General features: G+C 46.9%; 20 protein-coding genes. 9 read left to right on the top strand and 11 right to left on the bottom strand.

Translation table 11 applies throughout. The features are described 5' to 3' along the window. Positions 1 to 390: 390 nt before the first annotated feature. Genes CBE68_RS08345 through CBE68_RS08325 form a run of 5 tightly spaced genes read right to left on the bottom strand, consistent with a single transcriptional unit; the run spans position 391 to position 9,017 of the window. Positions 391 to 3,561, bottom strand: coding sequence for a type I restriction endonuclease subunit R (locus CBE68_RS08345; RefSeq protein WP_087505657.1), 3,171 nt, complete (start codon positions 3,559 to 3,561; stop codon positions 391 to 393). Between the two features lie 11 nt (positions 3,562 to 3,572). Continuing rightward, positions 3,573 to 5,300: an ATP-binding protein gene (locus CBE68_RS08340; RefSeq protein ID WP_087505624.1), complete on the bottom strand. Its 1,728-nt coding sequence runs from the start codon at positions 5,298 to 5,300 to the stop codon at positions 3,573 to 3,575. Between the two features lie 13 nt (positions 5,301 to 5,313). After that, complete coding sequence (locus CBE68_RS08335) at positions 5,314 to 6,327, bottom strand: SIR2 family protein (protein WP_087505623.1); 1,014 nt, start codon at positions 6,325 to 6,327, stop codon at positions 5,314 to 5,316. A 3-nt stretch (positions 6,328 to 6,330) separates the two neighbouring features. Next, positions 6,331 to 7,401 (bottom strand): restriction endonuclease subunit S, encoded by a 1,071-nt coding sequence (locus CBE68_RS08330; RefSeq protein ID WP_087505622.1) that lies wholly within the window; start codon positions 7,399 to 7,401, stop codon positions 6,331 to 6,333. Next, positions 7,401 to 9,017 (bottom strand): class I SAM-dependent DNA methyltransferase, encoded by a 1,617-nt coding sequence (locus CBE68_RS08325; protein WP_087505621.1) that lies wholly within the window; start codon positions 9,015 to 9,017, stop codon positions 7,401 to 7,403. Before CBE68_RS08325 ends, CBE68_RS08330 begins: the two co-directional genes overlap by 1 nt. A gap of 539 nt (positions 9,018 to 9,556) precedes the next feature. Here CBE68_RS08325 and CBE68_RS08320 point away from each other — a divergent pair. The 5 genes from CBE68_RS08320 to CBE68_RS08300 are packed head-to-tail and all read left to right on the top strand — an operon-like array spanning position 9,557 to position 15,761. After that, positions 9,557 to 9,994 (top strand): hypothetical protein, encoded by a 438-nt coding sequence (locus CBE68_RS08320; RefSeq protein WP_087505620.1) that lies wholly within the window; start codon positions 9,557 to 9,559, stop codon positions 9,992 to 9,994. 13 nt (positions 9,995 to 10,007) lie between these two features. Further along, positions 10,008 to 10,643, top strand: coding sequence for a hypothetical protein (locus CBE68_RS08315; RefSeq protein WP_087505619.1), 636 nt, complete (start codon positions 10,008 to 10,010; stop codon positions 10,641 to 10,643). Then, on the top strand, positions 10,640 to 12,616 hold the full coding sequence (locus CBE68_RS08310) for a hypothetical protein (protein ID WP_087505618.1): 1,977 nt from the start codon (positions 10,640 to 10,642) through the stop codon (positions 12,614 to 12,616). The genes CBE68_RS08315 and CBE68_RS08310 overlap by 4 nt, the downstream gene beginning before the upstream one ends. Continuing rightward, entirely contained in the window at positions 12,616 to 13,590 is a 975-nt protein-coding gene (locus CBE68_RS08305; RefSeq protein WP_087505617.1) for an ATP-binding protein, read from the top strand. The genes CBE68_RS08310 and CBE68_RS08305 overlap by 1 nt, the downstream gene beginning before the upstream one ends. Positions 13,591 to 13,595: 5 nt before the next feature. Next, a complete protein-coding gene (locus CBE68_RS08300) occupies positions 13,596 to 15,761 on the top strand; it encodes a TniQ family protein (protein ID WP_087505616.1) in 2,166 nt (721 codons plus the stop codon). Between the two features lie 385 nt (positions 15,762 to 16,146). Here the strand turns inward: CBE68_RS08300 and CBE68_RS08295 are convergent, their stop codons facing one another. Further along, positions 16,147 to 16,437 carry a hypothetical protein gene (locus CBE68_RS08295; RefSeq protein ID WP_087505615.1) on the bottom strand — a complete coding sequence of 97 codons (291 nt, stop codon included), beginning with the start codon at positions 16,435 to 16,437 and terminating at the stop codon, positions 16,147 to 16,149. A gap of 184 nt (positions 16,438 to 16,621) precedes the next feature. Here CBE68_RS08295 and CBE68_RS08290 point away from each other — a divergent pair, with 184 nt between their 5' ends. The 3 genes from CBE68_RS08290 (at position 16,622) to CBE68_RS08280 (ending at position 17,860) form a co-directional block, all read left to right on the top strand. After that, positions 16,622 to 17,197, top strand: coding sequence for a hypothetical protein (locus CBE68_RS08290; protein WP_143824514.1), 576 nt, complete (start codon positions 16,622 to 16,624; stop codon positions 17,195 to 17,197). 63 nt (positions 17,198 to 17,260) lie between these two features. Next, on the top strand, positions 17,261 to 17,443 hold the full coding sequence (locus CBE68_RS08285) for a type II toxin-antitoxin system PrlF family antitoxin (RefSeq protein ID WP_087505613.1): 183 nt from the start codon (positions 17,261 to 17,263) through the stop codon (positions 17,441 to 17,443). A gap of 102 nt (positions 17,444 to 17,545) precedes the next feature. After that, positions 17,546 to 17,860, top strand: a complete 315-nt coding sequence (locus CBE68_RS08280) for a hypothetical protein (protein ID WP_143824513.1) — start codon at positions 17,546 to 17,548, stop codon at positions 17,858 to 17,860. A gap of 77 nt (positions 17,861 to 17,937) precedes the next feature. On the opposite strand, the gene CBE68_RS08275 is transcribed toward CBE68_RS08280, so the two are convergent. Continuing rightward, entirely contained in the window at positions 17,938 to 18,423 is a 486-nt protein-coding gene (locus CBE68_RS08275) for a methyltransferase family protein (protein ID WP_087505611.1), read from the bottom strand. 95 nt (positions 18,424 to 18,518) lie between these two features. Then, the gene (locus tag CBE68_RS08270; RefSeq protein WP_087505610.1) at positions 18,519 to 19,430 is read right to left on the bottom strand and encodes a cation transporter; all 912 of its coding nucleotides are present in this window, start codon (positions 19,428 to 19,430) and stop codon (positions 18,519 to 18,521) included. 79 nt (positions 19,431 to 19,509) lie between these two features. Between CBE68_RS08270 and cadR the strand changes: the two genes are divergently transcribed. Next, positions 19,510 to 19,911 carry a Cd(II)/Pb(II)-responsive transcriptional regulator gene (gene cadR / locus CBE68_RS08265; RefSeq protein WP_087505609.1) on the top strand — a complete coding sequence of 134 codons (402 nt, stop codon included), beginning with the start codon at positions 19,510 to 19,512 and terminating at the stop codon, positions 19,909 to 19,911. Positions 19,912 to 20,001: 90 nt separating this feature from the next. On the opposite strand, the gene CBE68_RS08260 is transcribed toward cadR, so the two are convergent. The 3 genes from CBE68_RS08260 to CBE68_RS08250 are packed head-to-tail and all read right to left on the bottom strand — an operon-like array spanning position 20,002 to position 25,735. After that, complete coding sequence (locus CBE68_RS08260) at positions 20,002 to 23,199, bottom strand: efflux RND transporter permease subunit (RefSeq protein ID WP_087505608.1); 3,198 nt, start codon at positions 23,197 to 23,199, stop codon at positions 20,002 to 20,004. Positions 23,200 to 23,214: 15 nt separating this feature from the next. Next, positions 23,215 to 24,477, bottom strand: coding sequence for an efflux RND transporter periplasmic adaptor subunit (locus tag CBE68_RS08255; RefSeq protein ID WP_087505607.1), 1,263 nt, complete (start codon positions 24,475 to 24,477; stop codon positions 23,215 to 23,217). Between the two features lie 16 nt (positions 24,478 to 24,493). After that, positions 24,494 to 25,735 (bottom strand): TolC family protein, encoded by a 1,242-nt coding sequence (locus CBE68_RS08250; protein WP_087505606.1) that lies wholly within the window; start codon positions 25,733 to 25,735, stop codon positions 24,494 to 24,496. Between the last annotated feature and the right edge of the window lie 611 nt (positions 25,736 to 26,346).

Genomic DNA, 26,346 nt, shown 5'->3' with positions numbered 1-26,346 from the left:
TACTTCAGAATGGGGAAGCTAAATCAGAATGGCGAGACCATTCTGATTCTCAGTGAGAATATCCATTACCAAGCGCAGCTCCACACTAATACTCACCAATATTATTTAACATAATATACATTGTGCGCAGTTGAGGCTGTAGCTGCTCAGGGCGCTTACGGTGGTCAATGACACAGGAAATGAGATTTTCGCCAACAGTGAGATTGGTTCAACACTTTGTTCTAACGAATCTTTTTAAAGCTGTCAGATTGCAACCGGCATCAAATTAGAGATTTTATTTCTCCATCACCACTTTTTCTTTCTGCTCAGGATTAGCCGCTGCTACGTGAATTATTGGTCACTGACCCTCGCAAACTCGCTCAGATTTCACGTAGCGCACGATTCAGGTTTTCACTGATAAACGCTTTGCCCTTGGCCTGGGTACTTTTCAAAAACATGCATGAACACTTCCGAACAGGTTTTTGGCCAAAGTTCGTCATCATAGGATTCAGGAAGCTCATCAAGGATCTCTTCAATCAGGCTACGCACACGTGCTTTTGTGCGCTGCTTCTTGCGCCAATCGATGACCAGGATTTCTTTCATGCGTTCAACCAGCGACTTTGCGATCCGTTTAACGTCATTTCGTTCGTTATCTTTTAGAGGTACTTGCTGTGTCATCAAATCAAACACTGCGAGTTCTTCTTCAGTTAAACCTTCACGTACAGTTCGTTTGTCTTCCTGATCGAGTTCCTGGATGAAATCTTTCAGCACATTGAAGAACTCTTCAGCTGTATATGCACCCAAGTTGTATTGTTCGATCAGTTCTTGGAACTTCTGCTGTAAATCCTGCCGCGACTTGTTCTTCAGCATCATTGGCTGCAACTTGCGCTCGATGATGTTCTTCAAACGTTCAGCATCAGATGCCTGAGGCTTTTCGATCTTGGCTACCATTTCGGCCAATGCATCGAAGTCGATACCTGCGATGTTGATGGGTTCTGGAAGATTGCTTTTGATTTGAATAGTCGTGATCGCATCATCTAGCAACTCGTTAACCTGGTGCCTGACAACGTCTAGAACGTCTTCATCATCAATGCTCAAACCAGATTTCTGTCGCATCTGAGCGTAGATAACGTTGATGGCTATGCGGTGTGGTACGTATAGATTCGCATCATCATTCGGCAAGATCGCTTTGAATATCCGGTTTATTTGTCGCACAAAGGCTGTAAATTCGTCCTTTATCTCAGGGTTCAGCAGAATTTCACTGGCGTCATCAAGCATTTGCAGCTTGGTAAAGCCTTCAGTTGGCGCTGAAATAATCGTTTCTAAATCAATATGGTGCTTAGTTAAAAATGCCCTTAACTCGGCTATTGCCGTTCCCAGCGCAGCAACAAGCTCGCGTTTATCTTTAGCTGGGCTATCAACGCCATAGCCAGGTGTAGGTTCTGATATCTGACCACCGCCGTACAGTCCCAATGCTTGCTGTAATGAACTGAATATATTGATGTAATCAACGATCTGGCCCGCTGATTTACCAGGGTATACTCGGTTTGCACGAGCAATGGTCTGCATCAATGTGTGGCTTTTAAGTGGCTTATCCAAGTACAGCGTTGAAACTGATGGCGCATCAAAGCCCGTTAGCCACATGGCACATACGAAGACGATCCTTAGGTCATCATCAGGATCTTTAAACTTTTCATCGAGCTTTTCTTTTAGGAAGCGTTCTCGGTGTGGTTTGTAATCAAGTCCTTTTTTGGCCAATCGCTCATCATCATTTTGGCCACCTGACACCACAACAGCCATGTCTGTGGCTTCCATATGGTCGATTTGAAATTTCAGTTTTGCGAGACGACTGCCCTTCACGTATTTAGTTTGTGTCTTAAGGCTTTTTAGCTTTGCGTTCCAAGCTTGCTGCACTTTGTCGTACATGCGGATCGTGGTTGCTTTGTCGATAGACACAACCATCGCTTTGCCGAGTTTTCCATCATCAAAGGGCGCACGATTGACGTAGTGCTCAACGAGATCCGATGCAATAGTTTCTAGGCGGTCATCTCGTGTAATAACGTGATACGCCTTGGCAAACTCGCGCTCTAGGCGCTCTTCCTGCTCATCAGTCAAGTCTGCCTGGTCTAGGATGTCAGCGATTTCGTCACCAATATCATCACGCGCAAGATTCACTTCTGGGACGCGGTTTTCATAATACAAAGGCAATGTAGCCTTATCATCGACGGCGTCAGCGAAGTTGTAGATACTGATGTAATCACCGAACACCTCGCGAGTCTTAGCTTCACCTGCAAGCAACGGGGTTCCCGTGAAAGCCATGAAAGCCGCATTGGGCATGGCTTTACGCATGTTCATCGCTAGCGTGTCGTATTGGCTTCGGTGAGCTTCATCAGTGATCACAATGATGTCATCACGCTCTGAAAGTAGCGGATATTCACCTTTCTCATCACCTTTAAATTTCTGGATCAGTGTGAATACAAAGCGTTTGTCAGTGGAGAGTAATTCTTTTAATTCTGCACCTGATCCTGCTTGGCAATTTTCAGTTAAGATCCCAGCGCTGTTGAATGTTTTGTAGATTTGATCATCGAGATCGGTACGATCTGTAACGAGTACAAACGTCCAGTTTCCGGTGTATTTTCGGAATGCTTTTTTACAGAAGAACACCATTGAAAAGCTTTTGCCACTTCCCTGGGTGTGCCAGAACACACCTAACTGCCCTGCTCTCTCTTTTACGTTGCTCAGGCCATCAAGGGCCTGATTCACACCAAGGTATTGATGGTATTTCGCAACAATCTTGATGGTGTGCTTTTGCTTAACGAACAGCGTGTAGTTTTCAACGATGTCGAGCAGTCGGGTTCTGTCACATACACCCCGAATGACCACTTCCAAGCTAACGCGCCGCGCCTCCTGCTCACTCTCTATCTTTTTCCATTCTGAAAAGTGTTCCCATTGGCTGGAGATCGTACCTACGCGGGACTGTACACCGTTGGAGAGAATGATGAGCTGGTTAAAGTAGAACAGCTGCGGAATGGTTTTGCGGTAGTCACTAAGGTTGTCCTTATATGCATTCAGCAGGTTTTTATGGCTGGCTTTAAGCTCAATAAATACCAGCGGTAAACCGTTAACAAACCCAAGAAGATCGGGGCGGCGGGTTTCTATCTCGCCACTAATGCTCATTTGACTACACAGCAGGAAGTCGTTTTCTGAAGGTGTCTCCCAATCAACAAATCGAACTACACAGTCTTCTTCATCCGCTGCATCAGTGGCATAGGTGTAACCATCCTTGAGCAGGCCATACACCTCTTCGTTCGCAGCAATATCACTCATTGCGCTGCGGTCACGCGAAATCTCATCGATGGCTTCCTGAAGGATTCGACCAGGAATGCCCTGATTCAAGTTTTCTAACGCAGCACGAAGACGGCTGAACAACACAACATCATTTCGGGTCTCGCGGCCAAATGCTAGGTCACCTTCAGCATCACGACCAAACAGTTCATCCCAGCAAGTAGATGTCTGCCACCCCAGACTGTTGAATAGTGAGATGGCTGGCTGTTCAACTAAACCGTCTTCCGTGTACGTCATTGTCATTACCACTACTGAATGTTTTGTTTGCGCCAGTTATCAATTGCTTTTGCAATCCGTCCATCTCTTGCATCAGTTTGCCATTCATCCCAGAAATCTACAGTTCCACTGTTGGGTTTATGGGTCGGTTCATCGATTCTTATTCGGCTAGGCAGCAGGCTGGCATCACCAACAACAAGAGCCTCGCCTGTATCAAGTGTTGGAAGAACATCACTGAATCCACCTAGGCTGTCGGGAAGTAACCTTTTGACTACAGACTGATCATCAGCATTCGTTAAGCGCATGGATACGAAATTACTACATTGGCTCAACATGGTCTTGTTTACTTCTGATGGCCTTTGACTGATGACAACCAAACTAACTCCGTATTTGCGCCCCTCTTTTGCAATTCGCTCGAATATATCAATGGATATATCGTCAGCTGCCCCAGCCATATTACGCTGTGGAATGTACAAATGAGCTTCATCACATAGTAAGGCTACAGGATGGCGTTCTTCAGTTGGCGTCCATTGTTGAATGGAAAATGCTAAACGAGCAACAAGGGAGACTATTAGCGGGAGAATATCGGAGGGCACCTCAGAAAAATCGATTATCTTGATACCACCTTGCTCGTTCTCCTTTGTGCTTCCCAGTAGAGCATCAGTAAGCTTAGCAAGCCAGTCAAACTCAAGAGTGTCGGCTCCTCCCTGAAATAAGAACCCTAGCCGCCGATCAGTTACCTTGTTTTCTAAACGAGCAATGAGCCTCGACAACTTACCGTAGAACTCTCCTTGTTTCTGTTTACCTGCGCTGGCCCCCGGAACCATTTGAGAATTAATATCGCCCAGACTCTGAAGTAGTACGCGTATATCGAACGGCACTGGACTATCTACAGTAAAGCTGTGGAGGATGTCTGCGTGCCCTCCATCTTCTAAATATCTTTGCTTGGCAGAATTTACTTCACGAGACATGATCATCGCTTGATTCGGAGCATTTTGATCAGAACGGTCTACGAACAGCGACACTAAGGCCTCATAAGATAACAGCCAATATGGCAAGTAAATCGCTCCATCCGCTATCGTCTTACCCGATTCAACTTCACCTGGCCCCGCCACTTTGTAGTGTTTTAAACCATCGTGCTGCAAGGGTGCATATTCTCCGTGCAGGTCAAAGACGATCGCATTCGATGCTTGTAATTTAGCCATCTGTTCAATGATTTTAGCCGTAGTCCAAGATTTCCCTGACCCCGTGCTACCACCGATAAACGCGTGGCGTTGGAAGAACTTGTTTCCGTTCAAGTACGCAGTAGCGTTGTCATCAAGTGTGTACTTGCCGAGCGTTAGTGATTTTCCATCGGCGGCAGCATTTGAAAGAACTTGCATGAAAGCCGTCAATTCAGCGCCTTCCAATGCAAAGCAATTTGCGTCTATTTCAGGGACACTTTCAAGCGTCCTTCTGAATACGTTGTGACGCTCACCATCGCGGTCTAGCATTGTTCCAATGAGGGCTACCTTACACAGGTTTTGCTCATTGTTTTTCTCTTCATCGCTCTCTTCGATATCGAAAAGTTTTTTTCTGGTGACCTGAGAAATTAGCCCTATCAAGTGTTGTCCTGGCTTGGCACTTTGTAGAACTGCTAACCTGTTTACCTGAAGTCTCTTCAATAGTTCACTGTCTGACACTTCGACAACGACTGTTGTTGTATCTACTGATGCTACTTTTCCAAGTGCTTGCTCATCTGTGTAGTTGAATAATGGCACTATTTCTTCCTCCTTAAAGAACCAAGCTTAGGTAACCTGATAAACTCCAAAAATCCTGTCCGGTTGTCACAGGGGAGTCTGCCTCTGAGCTGTAAATTATGGATTCGTTGTCACTTTCACCTCGCTCTATAGCGAGGTAATTTTTGATTTGGCCGGATAGTAAAAACTGCCTAGCCTTATCGCTTAAAGCCCAAGTAATCAGTGTGATACTTCCACCATCTCTTACACACTTTTCTACAAGCTTCTCTTGAATATGCTCATCATTGAAGCCGAATCCTACGCACAAGTAGGAGTCACTATTCCGGATCGCCTCATCTGCTGCCTGAATGATGCTTCGGAAAGGCTCGTGATATGTGGCGGCGTACTTTTCTATGCCTGGAGTCACTATCTGCGGAGTATGACCCTCAGGGATAGCTTGGCACTGATTTAAACCCACAACATCACCTAAGGGACTAAGAAACCAATCTAAACTGCCGTGTACCTTTAGTATGTTAACGATTCGATTAGCTTTGACGGCTGTAGGAGGTGCTTGCAACCTACGATAGCCATGAGAAAAGCCTGTGTAGTGATGTGCTCCGGCCTGTTCGGCTGCGTATTCAGCAATGCGGTCATAGTTCGTTGTAACAATGTTCACTTGATCCGAAACCGAGCGAAACAACCCCGAAATCAACTGAGCGAGAGGGAAAGTTTCAGCACTCAAGAGTGAATCACTAAAAACTTTTGTATCCTGGGGGTTTAAAAGAGTCCAAGTAGCTCTCACTACTTCAGAGGCGAGTGCCTCCGGTAACCTAACTTCGTGCAAAGCAGATTCTAGGTCAGTACCAGATATCAGTAATGCTTTGAAGCGGTCCCAGCTCTCTGCCTCTGTGGCCTCGATACCATCTGTCGACACTTCCGCAATTAAGTACTCAGCCAACTGGCTCATCCCTGACAGCCCAAAAGCAGCTGATGCTCCGCTACCAAGAATAATGAGAGGACTCTTCTGGTAGTACTTTTGTGCTTGGGAATAAAAGTCGAATTCACTCACCGTTTAATCCTTTAACTCTATCTGTCCTGAAATCAATTTTGGAAGTAAGAGATCACGTTGCATTTTCAGCAAGTTATTTGATCTTTCTAACCGATATCGCATATCAAACAAACTCTTAGCGCACTCATCGAAGTTGTCCAACAGGCCATCTGGCGGAACTAAGATGTTATTGCTGTAGGCTGAGTCCCGATTCAGCCCAGGAACAGCTGCATCGGAGTTGTAGAATTTTTGAAGTCTTAGGTTCTGGTACAAAAAGTACTTTGACAAAGGCGATTTGACATAAAAGACAGTATCGATTGGCCAGCAATCACTATCAACCCAAAACACTTTTCCAACATTGCCTTTTCTTCCGACAATGATGCAAGGCCCTTGAGTTATCGAAACCTCGTGACTACCTACGTTACCACCACTTCCATAAACTGAGACAGGTCCACCTTTACGGTCAGCCTTTTTCAGCGCTTTTCCATACGCTAATTCCAAAACACCCCGAAGCGTTTTAACCTCCCAGCCCTCAGGAATTGGCCCAAGTGCCGAGTCGATGAGAGTTTGGTTTTCGTGGCCAGGGTAGCGGAAGTTGACGAACCACTCGCGGTAGAGGGATTGAGCCATCTCCACCAGAATCGCAATACGGCGGTTATTGTTTGTGATGAGATAGTCATACTTATCTAAAAGTGACACACAACTCAACTGGGCGTTCTTGTCTGGAATCTGGATTGTCTGTAAGTAGGCAATATCACGGTTTAATCCTGGCACCGCCGCATCGGAGTTCAGGTCCTTTAGATTAGATAATGACAGCAGGTAATATAAATATCTCAAGTCCAAAACACTTGGGTCATTAACGGTCAGGTAAAAGCATGTATCTATGGGAAAGAAATCTCTTTCCTCATAATAAACAGTACCGATTGAACCTTTTCTTCCAACAATTAAGCCTGGTCCTTTAACTAAAAAATCATTATGGAAACCAGTGACTCCGGCGGAACTCATAACGGGGAATTGTCCATCAACCCGCTTACTTTTCGGCAGCGACTTTCCATAGTGGAAGGTCACCAGTTCACCAAGTTTGTGGCTGCGCATCACATCAACCTCAATACGTTGCTGACGTTGTTTGCAATATCCCTTTCAAGATCGCGAGATTCTTTGTTGAGCTGTTCCAGCTCTTCCTGCAACGACTCCAGCTTTAACGCAAAGTCTTCGTCATGCTCTTCTTCGCCTTGGGCGACACCGACATAGCGGCCTGGGTTAAGGCTGTAGCCTTGCTCTTTGATTTCGGCCACTGTGGCCACTTTACAAAGCCCAGCAATATCCTGGTATTTGCCATCTGGAAAATGCTTATCCAGCTTCCATTCGCTGGTGTTGCCCTCGTCAGGATAATTCTCAAGGTACGTGTGGTCAGGCTGCTCACCGCGATAGAGTCGGACGATATTTGCGATGAAATCGAGTTGTTCGCTGGTGTAATCGCGCACTGCACGGGTTACTTGGCGGAAGATATGTCGCGCATCGATGAACAGTACTTTGCCTTTGTTTTCGTGGTTCTTCATCTTGTCGAAGAACCATAGAGTACAAGGCAGCGTTACCGTGTAGAAGAAGTTGCTTGAAACAGCAATCATCACATCTACAGCATCTTGCTCAATCATCTTCTGGCGTATTTCTAGCTCTGACTGCCTCGCATCAGAAGCCGAGTTAGCCATGACAAACCCAGCTCGACCTGATTTGTTCAGCGCAGAATAGAACATCTGTATCCAGATGTAGTTGCCGTTATCGTTGCGTGGCATTCCGTGCGGAAAGCGCTGTTTGTCGCCTTCCAGGCGTTCTTTCTGAATTTCGTTGACGTTGAATGGCGGGTTTGCCATCACGAAATCAAACTGACCGTGGCCACCATCACCTTGAGCAAGATGGAAAGGGTCTTCGTAGTAAGAGTTACCCTCGCGAATATCACCTTGTAGGCCGTGTACCGCAAGGTTCATCTTAGATAGTCGAACAGTATCGCCTGTTTTTTCCTGACCAAAGATTGAAAGCTCATCAGATGCGCTGCGGTTATGTTCTTCAACAAAGCTTGCACTGCTGACGAACATTCCGCCGCTGCCGCACGCAGGGTCAAGAATCTTTCCGTGAAATGGCTCGATGATTTCGGTGATCAAGCGTACCAGTGTTGATGGTGTGAAGAACTCGCCACCGCCCTGGCCTTCAGATTTGGCAAACTCGTTGAGGAAGTATTCGTAGATACGGCCAAACACGTCTGAGCCAAGGCTAAAATCAATTGCGGTAAAGTTCTTAAGCAGACCTTTAAGGATGTCGTTATCAAATCGAGTGTAGGTCTTCGGTAGCGCATCTTTAATCGATTCGTTTTCAGCTTCCAGCGCCTTCATGGCTTCGTTGACGTTCAAGCCGATGTTTGCACCTTCCGGTAGCTCAAGCAGATTGGAATATAGCGCCTCGTCTGGCACATACATTGCGCCCTCCGCTTGAATACGCGCTTTGATACTGTCTTTAGAGGCTGCCGCACGGCGGCGAGACGAACCACCCAGTTTTTCTTTTGCCAGGTTGAAGCGGTACTCAGCGTAGCGAAGGAAGATAAGGCCCAGAATTGGCCGAGAGTACTCTTGGGAAGTTAAACCAGTATTGGCGCGAAGGCTGTCGGCTGCGCTCCAGAGCTGCTTTTCCAGCTGCTCAATTTTTTTAAAATCTGCCATTGAATGCGATGCCTTGATAAGAAGACGCGAAAGTATTCGCGCAGTGTATCAGACACATTCAAATACAAGGCGTACCGAGCGCAAGTTTTGACACTAACAGGCTAATTTATCAGCAAATGTTGCGTTGTTAGAACTTAGGTGATCAGGGATTGAACGCTACCTCGTGTTTTGCGCTAAAAGACTTGCCCCAAATGTATGCGCCGAGGCCTATAGGGCTTACCGATTGAGCGTGCGGATTGACGGTATTTTGCTCAAAAATACGAGTTTTGAGGACTTCGGCTAAATTCGAAAAAATTTTTTTTGAAGGCGGTTTTTACCAGTTTTATTGACATTCCGCGACGGGTGTCGTGATAGCTAAATTTGCCACTTTTTGATGACCCATTGAATTGCTTAGGTTTTCGTTACAGACATATCTATACGGAAATAAAAGCCCCTGATAACACTGACATTTTTACTTTCTGTATAGTTATATTTCACTGTATTTACAATGGGTTACGCATACCTCATGCTGCTATGAAATTCATATTGGAACTCTCAAAATGCAGCCGTTATCAAACCGAAAGAAACGCTCAAAACCCTCTTCAGATGACATCACAGAAGTACTAAGTGATGAGTTGAAAGCAGAGTACTTCTATCGCTGGAAGCACCTGATGTCACTACTAGCGAGAAGATTCGCTGCCCATCAAGAACCTTTAGCTGAAACAATCGAGAGCGTTACGGCAGAAAATAATTTCGCTCGAGCCCCATCCCCCAAAGAACTCATGAGTTGGCGTCGCAGGTGGTTTAAAGATGGGGGCGATCTGCGAATACAGATCATCGAGGACGCAATCCGACAAGGTAAAAGCGCTCAATACGCATTTTTACTGCGTCAGCTCAACTCCAGCGCCCAAAAATCTATACAGCGAGATCGGCGCTCAAATGCCGCTTTACCCGGCTCTGTAGACAAGGCCTCTTCTCTAAAAAGGGATTTGTCATAGCAGGGGGAAATGCATGGCTCACAACTACGGCAGACGCCTAAACAAACAGAGTAAGGGCAAATCGACTCGCTATGGCTACAGCTACAAGTCTGGACGTCACCTCTGGCTGGATGACAGCAAGCTTGAGAGTCACTTCTTGCTCGATTTCGAGTTTAGAGATGAGGTTCACCGGATAGTCTCACAACCGATCCGTCTTCAATACCCAGATTTAGACACTGGTGAGTTGCTGGGTTATACCCCCGATTTTGCACTAATCGGGATTGGTGTTGACGACTACATCGAAATTAAGCTGAGCCGTTTCGCGAAAGGCGAAGCGTTTGAGCACTTGATGGCATGTGTTCGCACGCACCTGTGGAATACGCAGAAACGTACCCTTGGAGTCATCACAGAAAATGATATTGCCAAAGGCGATCGGCTCGAAAACTATAAGCTATTGATCGGCTACAAACGTATTCAGCCTCTGCACAGCATTAGCCTTCTAACACTGAAAAAATCGATTGGTAATCAAACCACAATGGCAGGTCTGGTGGACTACCTCGCTCAGCGTCAGCTGCCGCCGACCTACGCCTATGCCTTAGTTGCTCACAAACTCGTCGATTGTAACTTTGACGAACTGATTACCGATCAAACCGAGGTGTTTTTCCGATGAAACGACCTTTACTCCATTTCCCGACTCTTGCTGCAAATTTGACCTTAGGCGACCGCGTTTGTATGTCATTTAATGATGGTCAGGTACCGGAATTCGGCGAAATTGTGGTCTGGGATGTGCAGCGAAATAAAGCAGCTATCGAGTTTGATAGTGATGGGCGGATCATTCCATATAGCCCTCAAAAGCTCCTTGATTGGCTAAAAAACCAAAAGCTGACCTTAGCGCGACCGTTAGGTGTTCGGCCAGATTTTGAACGTTTAACAACACGCCAACAACAGACGGTGCGATATCGTGAAGCGTTTGTTAAACCAATGCTAGGTGAACGCCATCCGCAAACGGAAGCCTACCTCAGCAGCCTCATTCCCGCCGTTGTCAGAGAACATCGCTTCACTGAAGTGCCTCACTGGAAGACCGTATGCCGTTGGTACCATCAATGGGTACTTGATGAGCATGACATGACCGCACAAGTCGTTGGAAAAAGGAATCACAAAACACGCGTAGATGAAGACGTTGAGACGGTAATGAAACGGCTCATCACTGATCTTCATTTCAAACAGAAAAAAAAAGCGGCATACATACATGAAGCGCTCGTCGTCGAACTAAAGAAGCTTGGTTATACCGGCGTGAAAATTCCTTCTGAACGGACAATACATCGTCGAATTCAAGCCCTTCCTCGCCTTGAAGTCATTGCGAGCCACGACGGTGAAGTTGCCCGTCGTATGGAAGCGAGGATGAACCTCGGGGGCCATGAAGAATACAATATTTTAGAGCGTGTTGAGTGCGATATGGCACATTTTAATGTGGGTGTGCTGGATGAGTATGGACGTTATCTTGGTCCCCTGAGTATCGCTTTTCTCATCTGCTGTGGTACCCGTTGCATCGTTGGCGCGGAGCTCGTTGTGGGTAAGCATAAAGAAGATGCCTCAATTGTAATTCAGAGCATCCTAAACAGCGTTATCCAAAAACGTGATCCACGGTTTCCCATGGGCGGGATTGCATATGTCTACGTTGTGGACGGAGGTCCCGGCTACCGAGCACAAACGACCAAAGAGTTTATTGAACATGGCCTGAAATCAAACCTAATCATTTTGCCGTCACGGACGCCTTGGTTAAAACCGTTTGTCGAGAGTTTCATCGGAGCCCTGAAGTCGAAATGGGGTGAAGATTTGGATGGTTACTTGGGAGCATTCGATAGGGAAAAATACTCCGACCAAACCTTGATTAAAGCTGCGTCGCTTACGGTTGATGAGATAACGCGTGAATTGTGGGCTTACATAGAAAAGTACCACAACTCTCCGCACTCGGGCTTGCAAGGAAGAACACCCGCGAGTGTATGGCGAGTCAAAGCACGTGACCGTCACCCGGTATTTCTTGACCACCTAACCGACTTAGTTGACACCCGTGGTCTATACATTCCAAATCGGCGCTTACATCATGTGAAAGGAGTTTGCTATCAAAATCAGTGGTTTAATAGCGCGGAGCTCCAAGCGCTCTATCATCGTTTGCATGGCAATACCAAACACAAGCAAAAACCAGTTGTCGACATCTACGTCAATCACTTAGATGCCCGAGGGATCAGCGTTGTCAATGAGCTAACAAGTCAGAAATTCGATGTCCCTATCGTCAGTCATAAGCTATCTAAACGCGCGACATTTGCTGAACTAAATGCAAAACAGCTCCACAAAACAATTGAAGAAGAGACTCCCACAAAAGTCGACTCTGATGATCCCATCACACCTGGAAAAACACCTGGACGTGGCGATAACACTCCTCTGGAGATCCCTGGCCAACCCGTCGTCTTTGAGGATTTATTTGAACAGAAGCCTCCACACTCCCCGATAGGCCGTAACACATCGCCCTCCCCTAAGCCCGCAGCGCCCACCCAAGATCCGGCTGGTGATGAACGCTACTACAAAGGTGATGATGACATCGATAACGAGTTTGATAGTGACGACTTTGGGGAGGATGACTAATGCCACGTAAGCCATCAACCATTGAATTCCTGAAGCGAGTGTACAAGCATCCTCAATATCAAGCTGTCCACCGGGTGCTTGAAGACGTCAGGAAAACCTCGGGCTACAAAGCTAAAATCGTCGTCATCACTGCACGCTCAGGCGCAGGAAAATCAACGGCATGCCGACGTTACACCGAAAAAGAAAACGAAAAGGCGGAAAAGAAATCTCCCGAAGGAGTCATCCATCATCCCATACTCTATGTGTCATTGGATGAGCAATCCACGCCACTCTCGATCACCAAGGAATTGCTGCGTGAACTCGGTGTAAAACGCCCCAAAGGGCTCCATGATGATTTACGCGACGATCTTCGTAAGAAACTAAAACTCTACAACATTGAACTCATAATCATAGATGAAGCCCATCATGTATTGCCTGAGCACACCTCTCGCAAAGTTCAACTGTTTGCCGACTATCTGAAAGTTCTTCTAGACAAATCCGCAGTAGGCATCGCGCTTGTAGGCATGCCAAAGACGTTGCGTATCTACGACGTACAACAGCACAAGAACCAGACAGATGAAGATCGCGAAGAGAAGCAGTTGATCAACCGCTCGAGACAAGGCTATCAGATGTCGCCTTATGATCTTGAACAGAAGTCCAAGGCTAGTAAAACCAGCTATTGGGTGCGGATTTTAGCTGAATTTGAAAACAATCTTCCTGTGCGAGCTCTCCCCTTTACAGACGAGTCCAACGCTATGCGTCTATGGCTCGCTTGCTCCGGCTACTTAGGCGGCCTTGCAAATCTGCTTGAAGAGTCGTTAGAGCTACTCTCTGAAGACGAACCACTCACGCTAAAGGCACTAGAGCAAGGCTTTGTAAAGATGCACAGGAACCGAGCTGCGCTTCCCCCGAATCCATTTTCAAGCGAACTAAAAGACCAGGATCTTTGGGCCTGGTATGAATCGCGTACATCTGCGACCAAGGATGCGGGGTAACCGATATGCTACGTAATCATCCGGCAATCATTAAGGGCGAGTCACTGCGGGGATACGCGATACGAATAGCCTTGGTCAATGGCTGGTGCTCGCCCACAGATATGTTCAGAGATATGCTGCTGCCAGCCTTTAGTGCGGTTTCTCTTCAGCCCGACAAGCTTGCTGCGTGTCTTTCGAGTTTGACAGGCCATGCAGCTGTTTTACTTGAAGCAGAATCTTGTATATGTAGTCGGTTGACTGAGTTTCTGAGAGATGAATTTCGCGCGTTTAAGAATATAGAATCCACTTACCCGAAGGTTTGTCCTCAATGCATACAAGAGCAGCCTTACCTGCGAACTGACTGGACGTTACTGGGTTTCAACCATTGCATCAAGCACAAGACTCCGCTGGTTAAAGCATGTTTGCGTTGTCTTGCTCCATTTAAATGGACTAGTTCAATTCTAGAGCTTCGTTGCGAAGACTGCGGGGCTCATCTATCTGTTGGCTCCGACGCTGAAGTGGAAACACAGCCTAGCTGGCAGAAGCGTTTCTTTAAAAGCCAAAAGTCAAAACGCCTTAGCTTTCTGCGTGATTTGTGGTTGGCTGCTCAGCGTTGCGTCAGGCCCTACGATTCATTGTTCGAAAAAGGCGAGCGCCCGCCAGAGAATATCGATTGGAGTAGCAAACTAGATAGCGCTTTTGCACTGCTCACACAAATAGATGAGGCGAATCGTTGGTCTATGGGATGCCACGTGCACCGTAAAGTTGTCGCCAATCTTGGCTATGTGGCGGTGTTGTTGCCGATGATTACCCTTCAAGAAGCGCTCGAAACGCATTGGGCACTGGCGCTTTGGAAACCAAAGCCAGACAAATCATCCGACTGTGAAGATTTTCCCTCAGAATCTGGCTATCCCGTTCGCACAGTACGCAGACAAGCACTCAGTTCAAGTTGCGATAGCGACGAAAACTGTCAACTACGGTTTCAAGTCAGCTTGAGTCAGTTAGAGCTCGTCCTGGGTATGCAAGATGAAACTACCGTAACCGACCTCGCTAAGCAGGAGCTTGTGAGACCTAGTCACGAAGTTAGAATTTTCCGAGACAGTATCTTTTCTCTTTTGCAGCTCGTCACTGATTATGGTGCTGAGCGTGCAGCGAATGGAGAGAACTATCTCTGTCTTCAAGACTACGGCGATCTATTGAAAGGTTTCGGTGTCAGTACCTTAGTATTATTATCTGAGATAAAAAACAGCCCAACCATTGCAACTACGCGACCGGCAGCCACATTACTCGCATCTATTAATATCCGTAGCGACAGTTTTGAGCACCTCTGCTATGCGGGATTAATGAATCTAAGCCAAGCATCTGTTCCCGCTAAATCTGTTCGAAGACTACTGAGCATCACGGATAAGCAATTAGTCTCATTGGTAGATTGCCGTTTATTACCTCTACATACCCGCAATGGCTCGGCACATGTTTCCGGGCTCTCCATCTTACAGCTTCTCAAAACTCACCTACTGGTTCCTTGGTTAGCCAGAACATTTTCGATCAAGTGCGCTGAACTACGCGAAACATGGGGGGCTCAGTGCAGTTATCCAGCAACAGTAGAGAAAGTGAAACAGTGTGCTTCTCTCATTGCTTCGCCACTGAAGAGACAATTGTTTTTGCGGTGCTTCGTGCCTACGCCAGGCGTCCCCAGTATATTCACCATCAAGCAGGAGTGGCCCGAAATGGCGGACAACTATCAGATAGAAAAAGCAGAAAGGTCAATCGTCCATAGACGAGCCGTTGTTTGTAAGGGAAATCATTTTGCCTCAGAACGACTAATGTACAGCTTTCACCGTCAATCCGGTATGGGGATCAGAAGACCAACGGTATACGTCCGTATAAACAAGCTTGATGCCCGACGTGTCATAGTACAATGCCCTATCACAGGAGAATGTTTTGCTGTCAAAAACCTCCTTCCTCTCGACCAAAAGTACTCCTACCTTGAGCTGTCTATGGGAGCCAATGCACTTCGACTAGCACTTGGTGAACACCGCGAGCTTTACGATCAAATTTTGCAAGTTTTTAAGGTTCCCCTTTTCGCATATCAGTGGTTGCAAGCGCCTCATGAATTGTTGAACGGTTCGCCTCCGTCCACCCTGCTGGCCACGGATCCGCAAGGCTTAATGCAACTGATTAAGGATGTTTAACCAAGGCACGCGATTGACTAACTAAGTAGACTGCTATGAATATGCATGCCTTTCGAACCTAGGATAGGAATGGTTACTAAACCCACTCATGTTGCACAGTTCCTAGCACACTACTTAACTCAATAGCCCATGTCGATGTTCATGAGCCTTTTATCTTTTACGAAGCGGAGTTTTTACAGCTACAACTCATGCCATTGCTCACTATAAGGCAGCGCTACAGCAAAAACGGTGTTGTTTCTCGTGATGAAGATCCTACTCCATTGACCCGAATGCACCCTGCGTAGCACTGTATTTAGGTCTCTTCGAAACCGGGTCACCGGGAGTGCCACCACACCACCTGTACTACCTGGAAAGTCATACTTGTCCTTCATGTGAATATCCTCTGTTATAACTTCAACGCGGCAATACGTTGCGCAAAACCATCAAACAACGCATCGAGGAGAGCGTCGTCTACCCCAGGCGAACTGATGCAGCAAAGCTCTGGGAGCGGCAAATCCGCGAAATAATGTGCTTTATAGACCTCTATTTGCTCGTCGGGGCCGACCAACAAAGCCATATCTCTGAGAAGCCCAAGCATCGGTATCGTGCACCGGCTGGAAACCAAAATCTCATCGAGAAGTACCAACCTTGGGTACAGGTTTTCGACGTGATGGTTGATAGAAATCCTAGGTTCCATTTTTAACTCCCTCGTTCGATGCTCAAGTTCATAATAGCGTCCCAAACACCGTCGATTCAGGAGTGCCACTTAAATCTTCAGGAGTGCCACTAAAACTTTCAGGAGTGCCACTTAACAAGCTGGAAAAGCAACAAAAAATTGGCTTACATACGAGTAAATCAAAGTGATACCAGAGACAAAAACAATGGTGATAGAAGCGGAAGGATGGTTTGTACTGCGTCTTCATCAAGCCAGTGAAGATGACCCAAGATATCGAATCTTTGCCTCATGGAGAGCGAATGACCGGTGGCGCTTGTCGAGCGGAGCTCTTTCATTCAACGAGCTAAAGATTGCAGACTCCAATCTCATTTGGCCGCAGGTCTCTGGAAATACCTATCAGTTACCTTTTACCGGCGAAAGCGGTGCGACGTATTACACCGCAAGCGTACTGGAACGCTACCTATGTGAGCTAAAGACCACACTGGTGCACGTGAAGGTTGGGTTGTCTGAGCTAACAACATGGGCCAGTTACTCAACTCGCAACGATACCAATATACGTAAGAGTGAGGACTTCGACTATGAGACTACTTTCTATGAATTCTATGCATTATGCAGCGAGTTTTTTCGCAGTGTGCGAGAGGCAATAATCTGGTTCGACACGGCTAAGTTAGCATCGTTCGGCCAGCGTGTGCCACGAGAGATTATTTTGGAATTTGGCATGTCCGGCATGGTCGCCATCAAGGACTATCTCACAGCCAAATCCCAGGGAAGTTTTGAGTGAACTCGTAGACGCTTCGCTGACATGAGACTACAAGATTTTAATAAAGACACAAGGGGATAGACAATGAAAAAGACCAGTGAGGACAAGTGTTACATTGCTGAATTCCTATCGTTTCTGGCCGCTGATATTCACCATTGCCCAGAGCGATTAATCCCACTAACTGCTTGCATGTATCATACAGGAAACGAGCTAATTTGTGGCGTAGAAATCGACTTAGATAAGCCGCTTTTGGACGAGGGAGAATGAACTATTCGTCAATGCGGCTTATACATTCCATACAGCGATTAACAGGGTTTTGGTAATGGCCACCGTTGGGGGTGAGCAAGGCCTTTAAAACTGGGGGTAGCGATGAATATTTACGATGAAAAGAACAATGAAATAGTCATAGACCGGCGCTGCGATGTTTGTGGGGAAAGTGTAATGCTCGAAGTCAATGACAATGACATGAAACTTGATGAGTGTGGAGAGCTCTCAGCGAAATGGGGGTACGCACCTTCTGAAGACGGCAGTGCTTATCATCTAGATCTTTGTCATGACTGCTTCAAATTTGCCTTGAGCACCTTACGCGACAAGCGTCGTAGCCTGGCGATCGTCAACAAAGAAATTGACCTGCCTGGTGAAGACTTTGGCCGTATTGGCGGTCACGCTCCAAAAAGCAAATAAACAAAACTAAGTCCAAGGCGAAAACTGATTTCTGGACACAAATGAGTTACTGTTAGCTACGCTTATTAGGAATTTTATTAGCTATTCTTTTTCCCGACCCAGCGCCCAACCTTTCCAGCGTAATCCGTGTAGCATTGCCCAAACTTTCTGCCGAGAAAGCGCTCTTCTGGGATAATCTGAAACTGAGTGATGTAGGCCATGAAGACAAATACAAGTCCAAGAGCAATCAAATTGCAAAGATAGAATGCCCATCCAACCAAACATAGAGCCATCCCAAGGTACATTGGATTGCGTGTATAGCCATATATGTCTGACACCACCAAATGGCTTGAAGCATCTGGAACGCGTGGATCGACTGTTGTTTGGTGGTGCCGAAATACTTGCACACCACGTCCAATGACAATCAATCCTCCAATAGCGAAAAACCAACCTAAACCTTGAGTTGCTGGTACATCAAAAGAGAGCGGCTCAGTAACTTCCGATGACAACAACATGAGACTGGCTGTCAGTAGGAGCACAATGATTGGCGGGACCTTTAGCTCCAAGCTTGATAAATAAGACATGCTGCATCCTCGATTGAACATATATTTGAAACCTTTTAACGCTGCTCGTTAGTGGAGTCTCAAATGGTTGTAAAAAAGCACGCAAAGCGCCGTGGTCATCGCAATGAAAGTATGCGCCGAGCACCGTTTGCCACGACTAGCCCGATAACAACGCCAATCACCAAATCAGGAATTTGCGAGCCTGTCACTGCAACAAGAAGACCAGCAAGAATGACTCCAGCATTGGCTATCACGTCATTGGCTGAGAAAATCATGCTGGCTTTCATGTGGGAGCCATTGTCTCTAACATTGTAAATCAGCATAAGGCATATCACGTTTGCTACTAAGGCAACGCCACCAATCGCCATCATCAGCAATGATACGGGCTCACTTCCCATAGAGGCTCGCCTAGCGACCTCTATCAACAATCCAGCAGCTAAGATTAACTGCAACCAGCCAGACACATGCGCAGCTTTTAGCTTGGCTTCAGCCGCTTTTCCAACAGCATACAATGCCACTAAGTAAACAGCTGCATCAGCAAACATATCCAAAGAGTCCGCAATAAGGCCCGCAGATTGCGCAACAATGCCCACTGCAAACTCAATAAAAAACATCACTGCATTGATACCAAGCAGCCATTTCAATACCCAAGCTTCTCGTGAGTCGTTGTGCTTAGCTTCTTCTAATATCTTCTTGGCACTTTCTGCATCGACATGTTCGAGCGATAGGCGCTGAGCACCAAGACCAACCGATTTGATGGTTACCTCCACCTTTTCGGGCGAGTCAGCGTGATAAACATGAACTTTACGGTTAGGTATATCGAAGTCGAAGGAGACCGTTTCGCCAAAGCTAGCAAACGCTGTCCTGATTAGGTTTTCTTCCGACGGGCAATCCATCTTTGGCACGCTGAACACACTAACCAAATTTAACTCTGTCAAAGCAGGATCGGATTGCGGAAATTCATTCGAAGGCGATGTATCAACTTTATTACTTTTGCAACCACAGCATTGTGAGGGATCAGATGTCATAACTAGGCCTTGAAGTTACTATTTCTCTAAGCCTACACTCTATAGTTACTATAGGGTCAATAAGGAGCTTTCATACAAGATGAAAATAGGTGAATTGGCAAAACGCAGTGGGTGCTCTGTCCAGACCATTCGTTACTACGAAAAAGAAGGGTTGATTTCTGCGCCAGCCAGGACGGGTGGAAACTTTCGTGTGTATGACTCTCCGGCTCTGGATAAGTTAACTTTCATCAAAAATTGTCGAACTCTGGGTTTGACTTTGGATGAAATTAAACAATTGATAATGCTTCAGGACTCTCCAGGAAGACCTTGTGAGAAAGTAAACGGCATGATTGATGAACACATAGGTATTGTGAAGTCTCGTATTATTGATCTGCAAAAGCTTCACGATGATTTAAAGGTACTGCGTCAAAAATGTGGACAAGCTCGCACCATTGAGCAGTGTGGAATTTTGGATGAGCTATCACCTAAATCATCCATCTGAAATTGAAAATTAAGCTTGTGTAGCAATCTTGGACAATTTGGCCGGTGTGTCATTGCCTACCGCTTCGAGCTGAAGCGGTAGGCTACTTAGTTATGAAGTTTCCTGTAATTTGCCTTTTGAAAACCAAGTGAATAGCACTGGTAGTACAAAGAGTGTTAGCAGCGTTGCTGTTACCAACCCTCCGACAATAACGGTAGCCAGTGGTTTTTGGATCTCAGCGCCAACACCATTTGAGAGTAACATCGGGATGAGCCCCAGTGCCGAGGTCATTGCGGTCATTAGTACCGGCCTGAGCCTTGAGAGCGCCCCATCAAACACGGCGCTTTCAGCAGGAGAACCATCTTTAATGCGTTGATTGATGCTTTCAACCATCACTACACCGTTCAACACCGCGACGCCAAACAGCGTAATGAAGCCAACAGAACTTGGCACTGATAAGTATTGGCCAGATAGCCACAAAGCGAACACGCCACCAATTACAGCTAATGGAACATTCACAAGGATCAACATCGCCTGCCCAACGGAAGCAAATGTGAAATACAATAGCAGTGCAATTAAACCAAGAGATAACGGCACTACGAGTGACAACCGTTGCTGTGCCCGCTGCTGGTTTTCGTACTGCCCCCCGATATCCACTGAATAGCCGGGAGGTAAATCAACCTTCTTGGCAATCGCCTCCTGAATATCAGCCACCACGCTGCCCATATCTCTGCCATGGACGTTGGCTTGAACAACAACCCTGCGTTGAACATCATCCCGGCGCACTTGCGGTGGCCCAGACTCTACCGACACCTCTGCTACATCCCCCAAGCGCACCCATGCACCAGAAGGAGAGCGTAAACGAAGCTCTGCGATTTGTTCTCTGTCTTGACGGAACGACTCTGCTATTCGCACATAGATGTCATAGCGTTCATTACCGTTAATGATCTGACCCGCACTTACCCCTCCCATTCCGTCACGAACCAATGACATTACATCTTCAACATCTAAGCCATATCGGGAAAGAGCACGACGATTAGGTTTCACTACCAATTGAGATTCGCCAGCGATTTGCTCCATGGCGACATCACGCGCACCAGCTACATCCTTTACTGCGGACTCTATCGCTTGCCCTTTCTGCGCCAAAACAGTTAGATCAGGTCCAAAAAGTTTAATTGCGAGTTGAGCTTTAACCCCCGAGAGTAGCTCATCGACCCGAGTTGCAATAGGCTGAGAGAAATTGAATAGCAGGCCCGGATGCTGCTCAAGCTTGTGCTCCATAAGCTCTTGCAACTTGTAGCGGCTGTTTGCACTTGTCCATTCAGCAACGGGCTTTAAGCCAATGTAAATTTCTATGTTGTTAACAGGCTCAGGATCGCCACCAATTTCCGCCCTACCAATACGAGACATGGCATAGGTTACTTCGGGAAATTGCATCAAGATAGCTTCGAGCTTAGGCGCAACTTCCAGTGCTGTATTTAGGCTGGAAGATGGAGCCAATGTAACGCGTAGGTTAATCGTTCCTTCTTCAAGCTCTGGTACAAACTCAGTACCCAGACGAGGGACTACAGTAGCCGTCCCAATGACCAGCAAAACAGCGACACTTACTACAACCCGACTGTGATTCAGGCTCCAGAGCAGTCCTGCTCTATATGCTCGCTCAAGAGGTTGAAGCACAAAGCTATGCCTTACTCTGATGCCATTTCTGAACAAATATGTCGCAAGCGCAGGTACGATCAACAGAGCGACAACCACAGCAGCTAGCATTGCCAACATGATACTCACGGCCATGGGTTGAAACAGTTTTGCTTCCACTCCCTCGAAGCTAAACAGAGGCATGAATACAACCAGAATAATTGCGGTTGCAAAAAAGATAGGTCGCGCCACTTCCCGGCCTGCGAGTTGAAGCCTAAGTGCAATGCTACTTTTGTTAGGAGAACCACTCCTAAGAACGCTGGCCGAGTGTGCTGCTCTGGCAGAGCTTTGTTCATCATGTTCAGCATCAAAGTGACTTAAGTGCTTAAACATGTTTTCTACCATCACCACCGAGCCATCAACGAGCATACCAATCGCAACGGCGATGCCTCCCAATGACATCAGATTAGCCGAGATACCGAACCAGGCCATCACCATTAGGGCGATACCAATGGAAATAGGAATGGAAAGCAAAACCAGCAATGTTGCTCTGAGGTTCATCAGAAACAGTGCCAATATCACCACGATCAGCGCGAAGGCCAGTAACAGCGCATTGACTACCGTCTGCACCGCTTGCGAAATCAGATCTGCCTGGTCATAGAAAGCTTCAAAGTGAACCCCTTCTGGCAATGCTTGATTAATACGCTCAACCCTGCTGTTGATCCCATCAATGGTTGCTTTGGTATTTGCTCCCATACGCTTAAGAACGATGCCAGAGACAACCTCGCCAAGGGGGTCGATAGTGCCATCTTCGGCCCTTCGGCTCATGGTTACCGCACCTTGACGGATCTCGCCTCCCAACGAGACATCAGCAACGTTGGCAACAGTGACAGTAACACCATCAATAGTTCTAACTGGAACCTGCCCAAGTTGCTTCAACCCAAGATCTCCCGAGGCTACCCAGCCAGTTCCTCTGATCACGAGTTGTTCTTGGCCTCTATTCATATACCAACCGCCAACATTAGTATTATTTCGTTCCAGAGCAGCAATTACATCGTTCTGAGAGAGCTCGTATGCCAATAATAGGGAAGGATTTAGGTTGACTTGATACTGGCGAACCTCACCACCGAATGAGAGCACATCGGTCACCCCTTCTGCTGGAATAAGCAGCAGCTTCACAACCCAATCATTAAGGCTGCGTAAGGCCATTGCATCAAATCCAGAATCGGGCTCAGCGACCAAAAGGTACTGATAGACCTGACCCAAACCTGACGTATTTGGCCCCATTTCTGGCGTACCTACGCCCTCAGGAATTAGCTCTTTAGCAGCTTGAAGCCTTTCAAACACCAATTGTCGGGCAAAGTATATGTCGGTGCCTTCTTCGAATACGACCGTCACACCCGACAAGCCCGTCTTTGATATAGAGCGGACTTCCTTCACATCGGGTAGCGCATACATAACCGCTTCAATCGGATAGGTAATAAGCTGCTCAACCTCTTCGGCAGCAAGCCCAGGTGCTTCGGTATTCACTGAGACCTGAACATTGGTGACGTCAGGAAATGCGTCCAAATTTAGTTTAGGGATCAGAAACGTAGAACTAACAATAATGACAACGAGGGCTATCAGTACCAACAACCTGTTGGCCACAGCCCAATCAATAATTCGATTAAACATTGGGACTCCAGTTACTTAGTGGTTGTGGGGGTCAAAACCGCCTTTGGCGATTTGTGAAGCAACGAAAAATGCCCCCTTAGTCACAACCCGCGTCCCCGGTTTCATTCCCCGAATTTCGCGAACTTGCCCATAGGCATCACCCAACTGGACTTCCATAGGAATAAATTCCCCTGGATGATCTTCAACAAAAACAGTCCAATCACCATGTTCATCTCGAATTAATGCCGACTCTGGTACTGCAATCACTGAATGTTTCGTGCGAAAGCTAAAAAACACTTCGGCAAACTGACCAGGATGAAGTTGATGAGCAGCATTATCAACGACCAGCCGCACGAGGCGTGTGCGCGTAACCGGGTCTATGGTATGGGCTTCTTGAGATACAACGGCTTCGACCCTTTTACCTGCGCTTACCACTTCGGCTTTTGAGCCAGCTTCCAATGACATATCCAAGTTCGGTGATAAGTGAGCCTCTACCCAGAGCTGCTTTTCATCAGCAATTAGGATGAGAGGCTCGCCTGGGTCAATACGTTGCCCTTGCTCAAATTCATCGGATAGTACCGAGCCAGCAATTTCAGCTCTTAATGTATACTCACCCAAAGATTGTGCGCTCTGCTTTTTCAAACTTTCTAAATCACTGGACGCCAGCCCATACGCCAGCAAGGTCGCTTGCGCCGCTTCAAGGTTCGACTTTGCTTCAACATAGCGTTGAGCGCCAACCGTTTGTTGGCCCAACGATTTGACTCTTTGCCATTCAGGCCATGCGGTACGAAACTGAGATTGAACTATGGCGACACTTTCGCTAAAGAGCGTGACTAGCTTTTGTCCTTTTTCAACATGCTCTCCGAGAGCCACATGGCGATTTAAAATCACAGAGGGAACGCGGGGGGACACCCGATAGCTTGTGTAGCCATTGGTTAGGATCTCTCCCGGAGCATACAACTGATAATCAATTTGTTGGAACTGAAGTGGCTCAACAACAATGTCAGCAAGAGTCATTTGCTCAGGACTTAATGTTACCGCACCGTCAGCACCATTCTCGTTATCTCCATTGCTTGGCTCGTGTCCAACCTTTTGGTCGTCGTGCTCGTCGTGTGCATGTTCACTGTGGTCATGCTGACCATGCTCCTCATTATGTGCCTCTTTGTGCTCATGCGATTCTTGATGTGGTTCGTGGCTATCAGTTCGAGAGGCCGCATGAGCATGCTCTGTCACAGATGCCAATGTAGCCGATGAACCGAGCAATCCGGCAATTAAAATAGTCACAAATTTCATGTTCATTGATACCGTCCTACGCTTAGTTCATCGGTTGAATGAGAGTGGCCAATTGCCCGGATTGGTAGAGTGCTTCGGTTAATGCAAGCAATGCTTGTTTTTCAAGCTCGATACCTGCCAATAGACTCTCTGTGCGCTGGTTTAAAGCTAATAAATAGTTGGGGGTTGATAGGTCGCCGCTTTGCCATTGACGCTCTAACAGTTTTTCACTGTGTTCTGCTCGGTTGGCTAACAGCGCCTTCCACGACTGGAGGTGGTATTCATAACGTTGCCAGCTACCCCGTGCTGCCTCCCAATCAATTCGCTGTTTTCGAAAGGTCGCTATCCATTGCGCTTCAGCTTCTAGTTCCAGACTTTGCGCCGCACGAGTCTCGGCACTGAAGTTATTTCGGACATGAAGAGGAACGGAGACGGTCAGCCCGACTAAGCTGTCACCACCATCCCGACCGGCACTTATTCCAAACGTTGGATCAGGTTTCGATGCTCTACGAACCGATTCAGTATTTTCCTTCATTGAACGCCAAACAGCTTCAGAGCTTGCGACTAATGGGTATTGACTGAGAATTTCGTCGGTAGCCACGGAAATTGAAGATGGCCAAAATTCTTCGGGAAGACCACCTCTTGATTGTGACCATTCGGGCAGAAGCTCCTGAAGCTGAATCTCGGCCCGCACCAAGTTTGACTCAATATCTGCGACTTGGGCGATTTGCTGCGACAATGACAATAATGTTAGCTGCGCATCAATAGCCCCAATATCGCCAGTCTTTTGCCGAGCATCGACCAATTGAAGTAATGAAGTGAGCTGCGCCTTCTGTGATTGAGCAATCTCGGCTGCCTCACTAGCGGTTTTCCATTCAACCAGTGCCGTAACAACCTCCGCAGTTTTATTCAGCACTTGCTGCTTGTACATGTGCATAGCGGCTGTTTTTTGGAATGTCGCTTGCTTGGTGTTCAGCGACCTTCTATCCCAAAGGTCAATAGTTTGCTCTAAACCCACCGCATAATTGTTTTCATTGCCATTGCGATCTGCCCCAACAGACAGTTCGGGGTTGTAAATAGGCTGACCCATTGCTTCAGCATTGGCATTCATCCCCTGCCAGCGCTCCTTTGCTGCAAGTACATCTGGGTGCTGATTAATCTGCGTGGCTAGCCAGCTATTCCAGTCGCCAGCTAGTGCTTGTGATTGAAGAAATGAGGCGCAAACTACGCCAAGCGGAAAGTACCGTATTGCGCCTGTCAGGCGCTTCAAAAAAAGATTTGTCATTGTTTCGACCAAACATTGAATATCGTTAGATACGCAGAGACCCGTTGCCTCTGCGACCTCAAAAACTGAAAGAGTCGATTACGCTATTGGAGGACGAAACAACGAGATAGGTAAGTAGTTTGTTTTGCTTGATAAAAAATCTAGCGGCGCTTCAGCCGAAGGTACGAATGACGCTGAAGCAATGAAAACGACAAGAGCAGCCGATGCATGTCCATGGCAATGTCCACATTGATGACAATCGTTTGCTGGTATATCTGTACTTGCCGAATGCGAGCCTGAGTCCCCATGACCAAAGGATGCACCAGCATCTACAGCATGTTTATGAGAGTGGCTAGTTTGGTAGTGTTTTAAGCCAGATTGGTGCGGTTCATAAGTGGAGGCAACAGCAAACCATGATTGCAGAGCAATCATGAGAGTAAGCAATAATGTAAAACGGCTGCCAAGCACCAAGTTATTAATCCGAAAACACTAAACTAGACAAACGAAATTATCAGAGACAGATTATATGGGCAAGTGGCCTGCGTGAGCAAAACGCTCAGCGCAACGACAAGTAACATTCAAGCTTACATGCAGATTTGATCTATTTTTGTAGCGGGAGATCGAACTCGGTC

It is taken from the genome of Neiella marina (assembly GCF_002165625.1).
GTDB classification, from domain to species: Bacteria; Pseudomonadota; Gammaproteobacteria; order Enterobacterales; family Neiellaceae; genus Neiella; species Neiella marina.
This window is presented reverse-complemented; position numbering and strand designations above follow the sequence as displayed.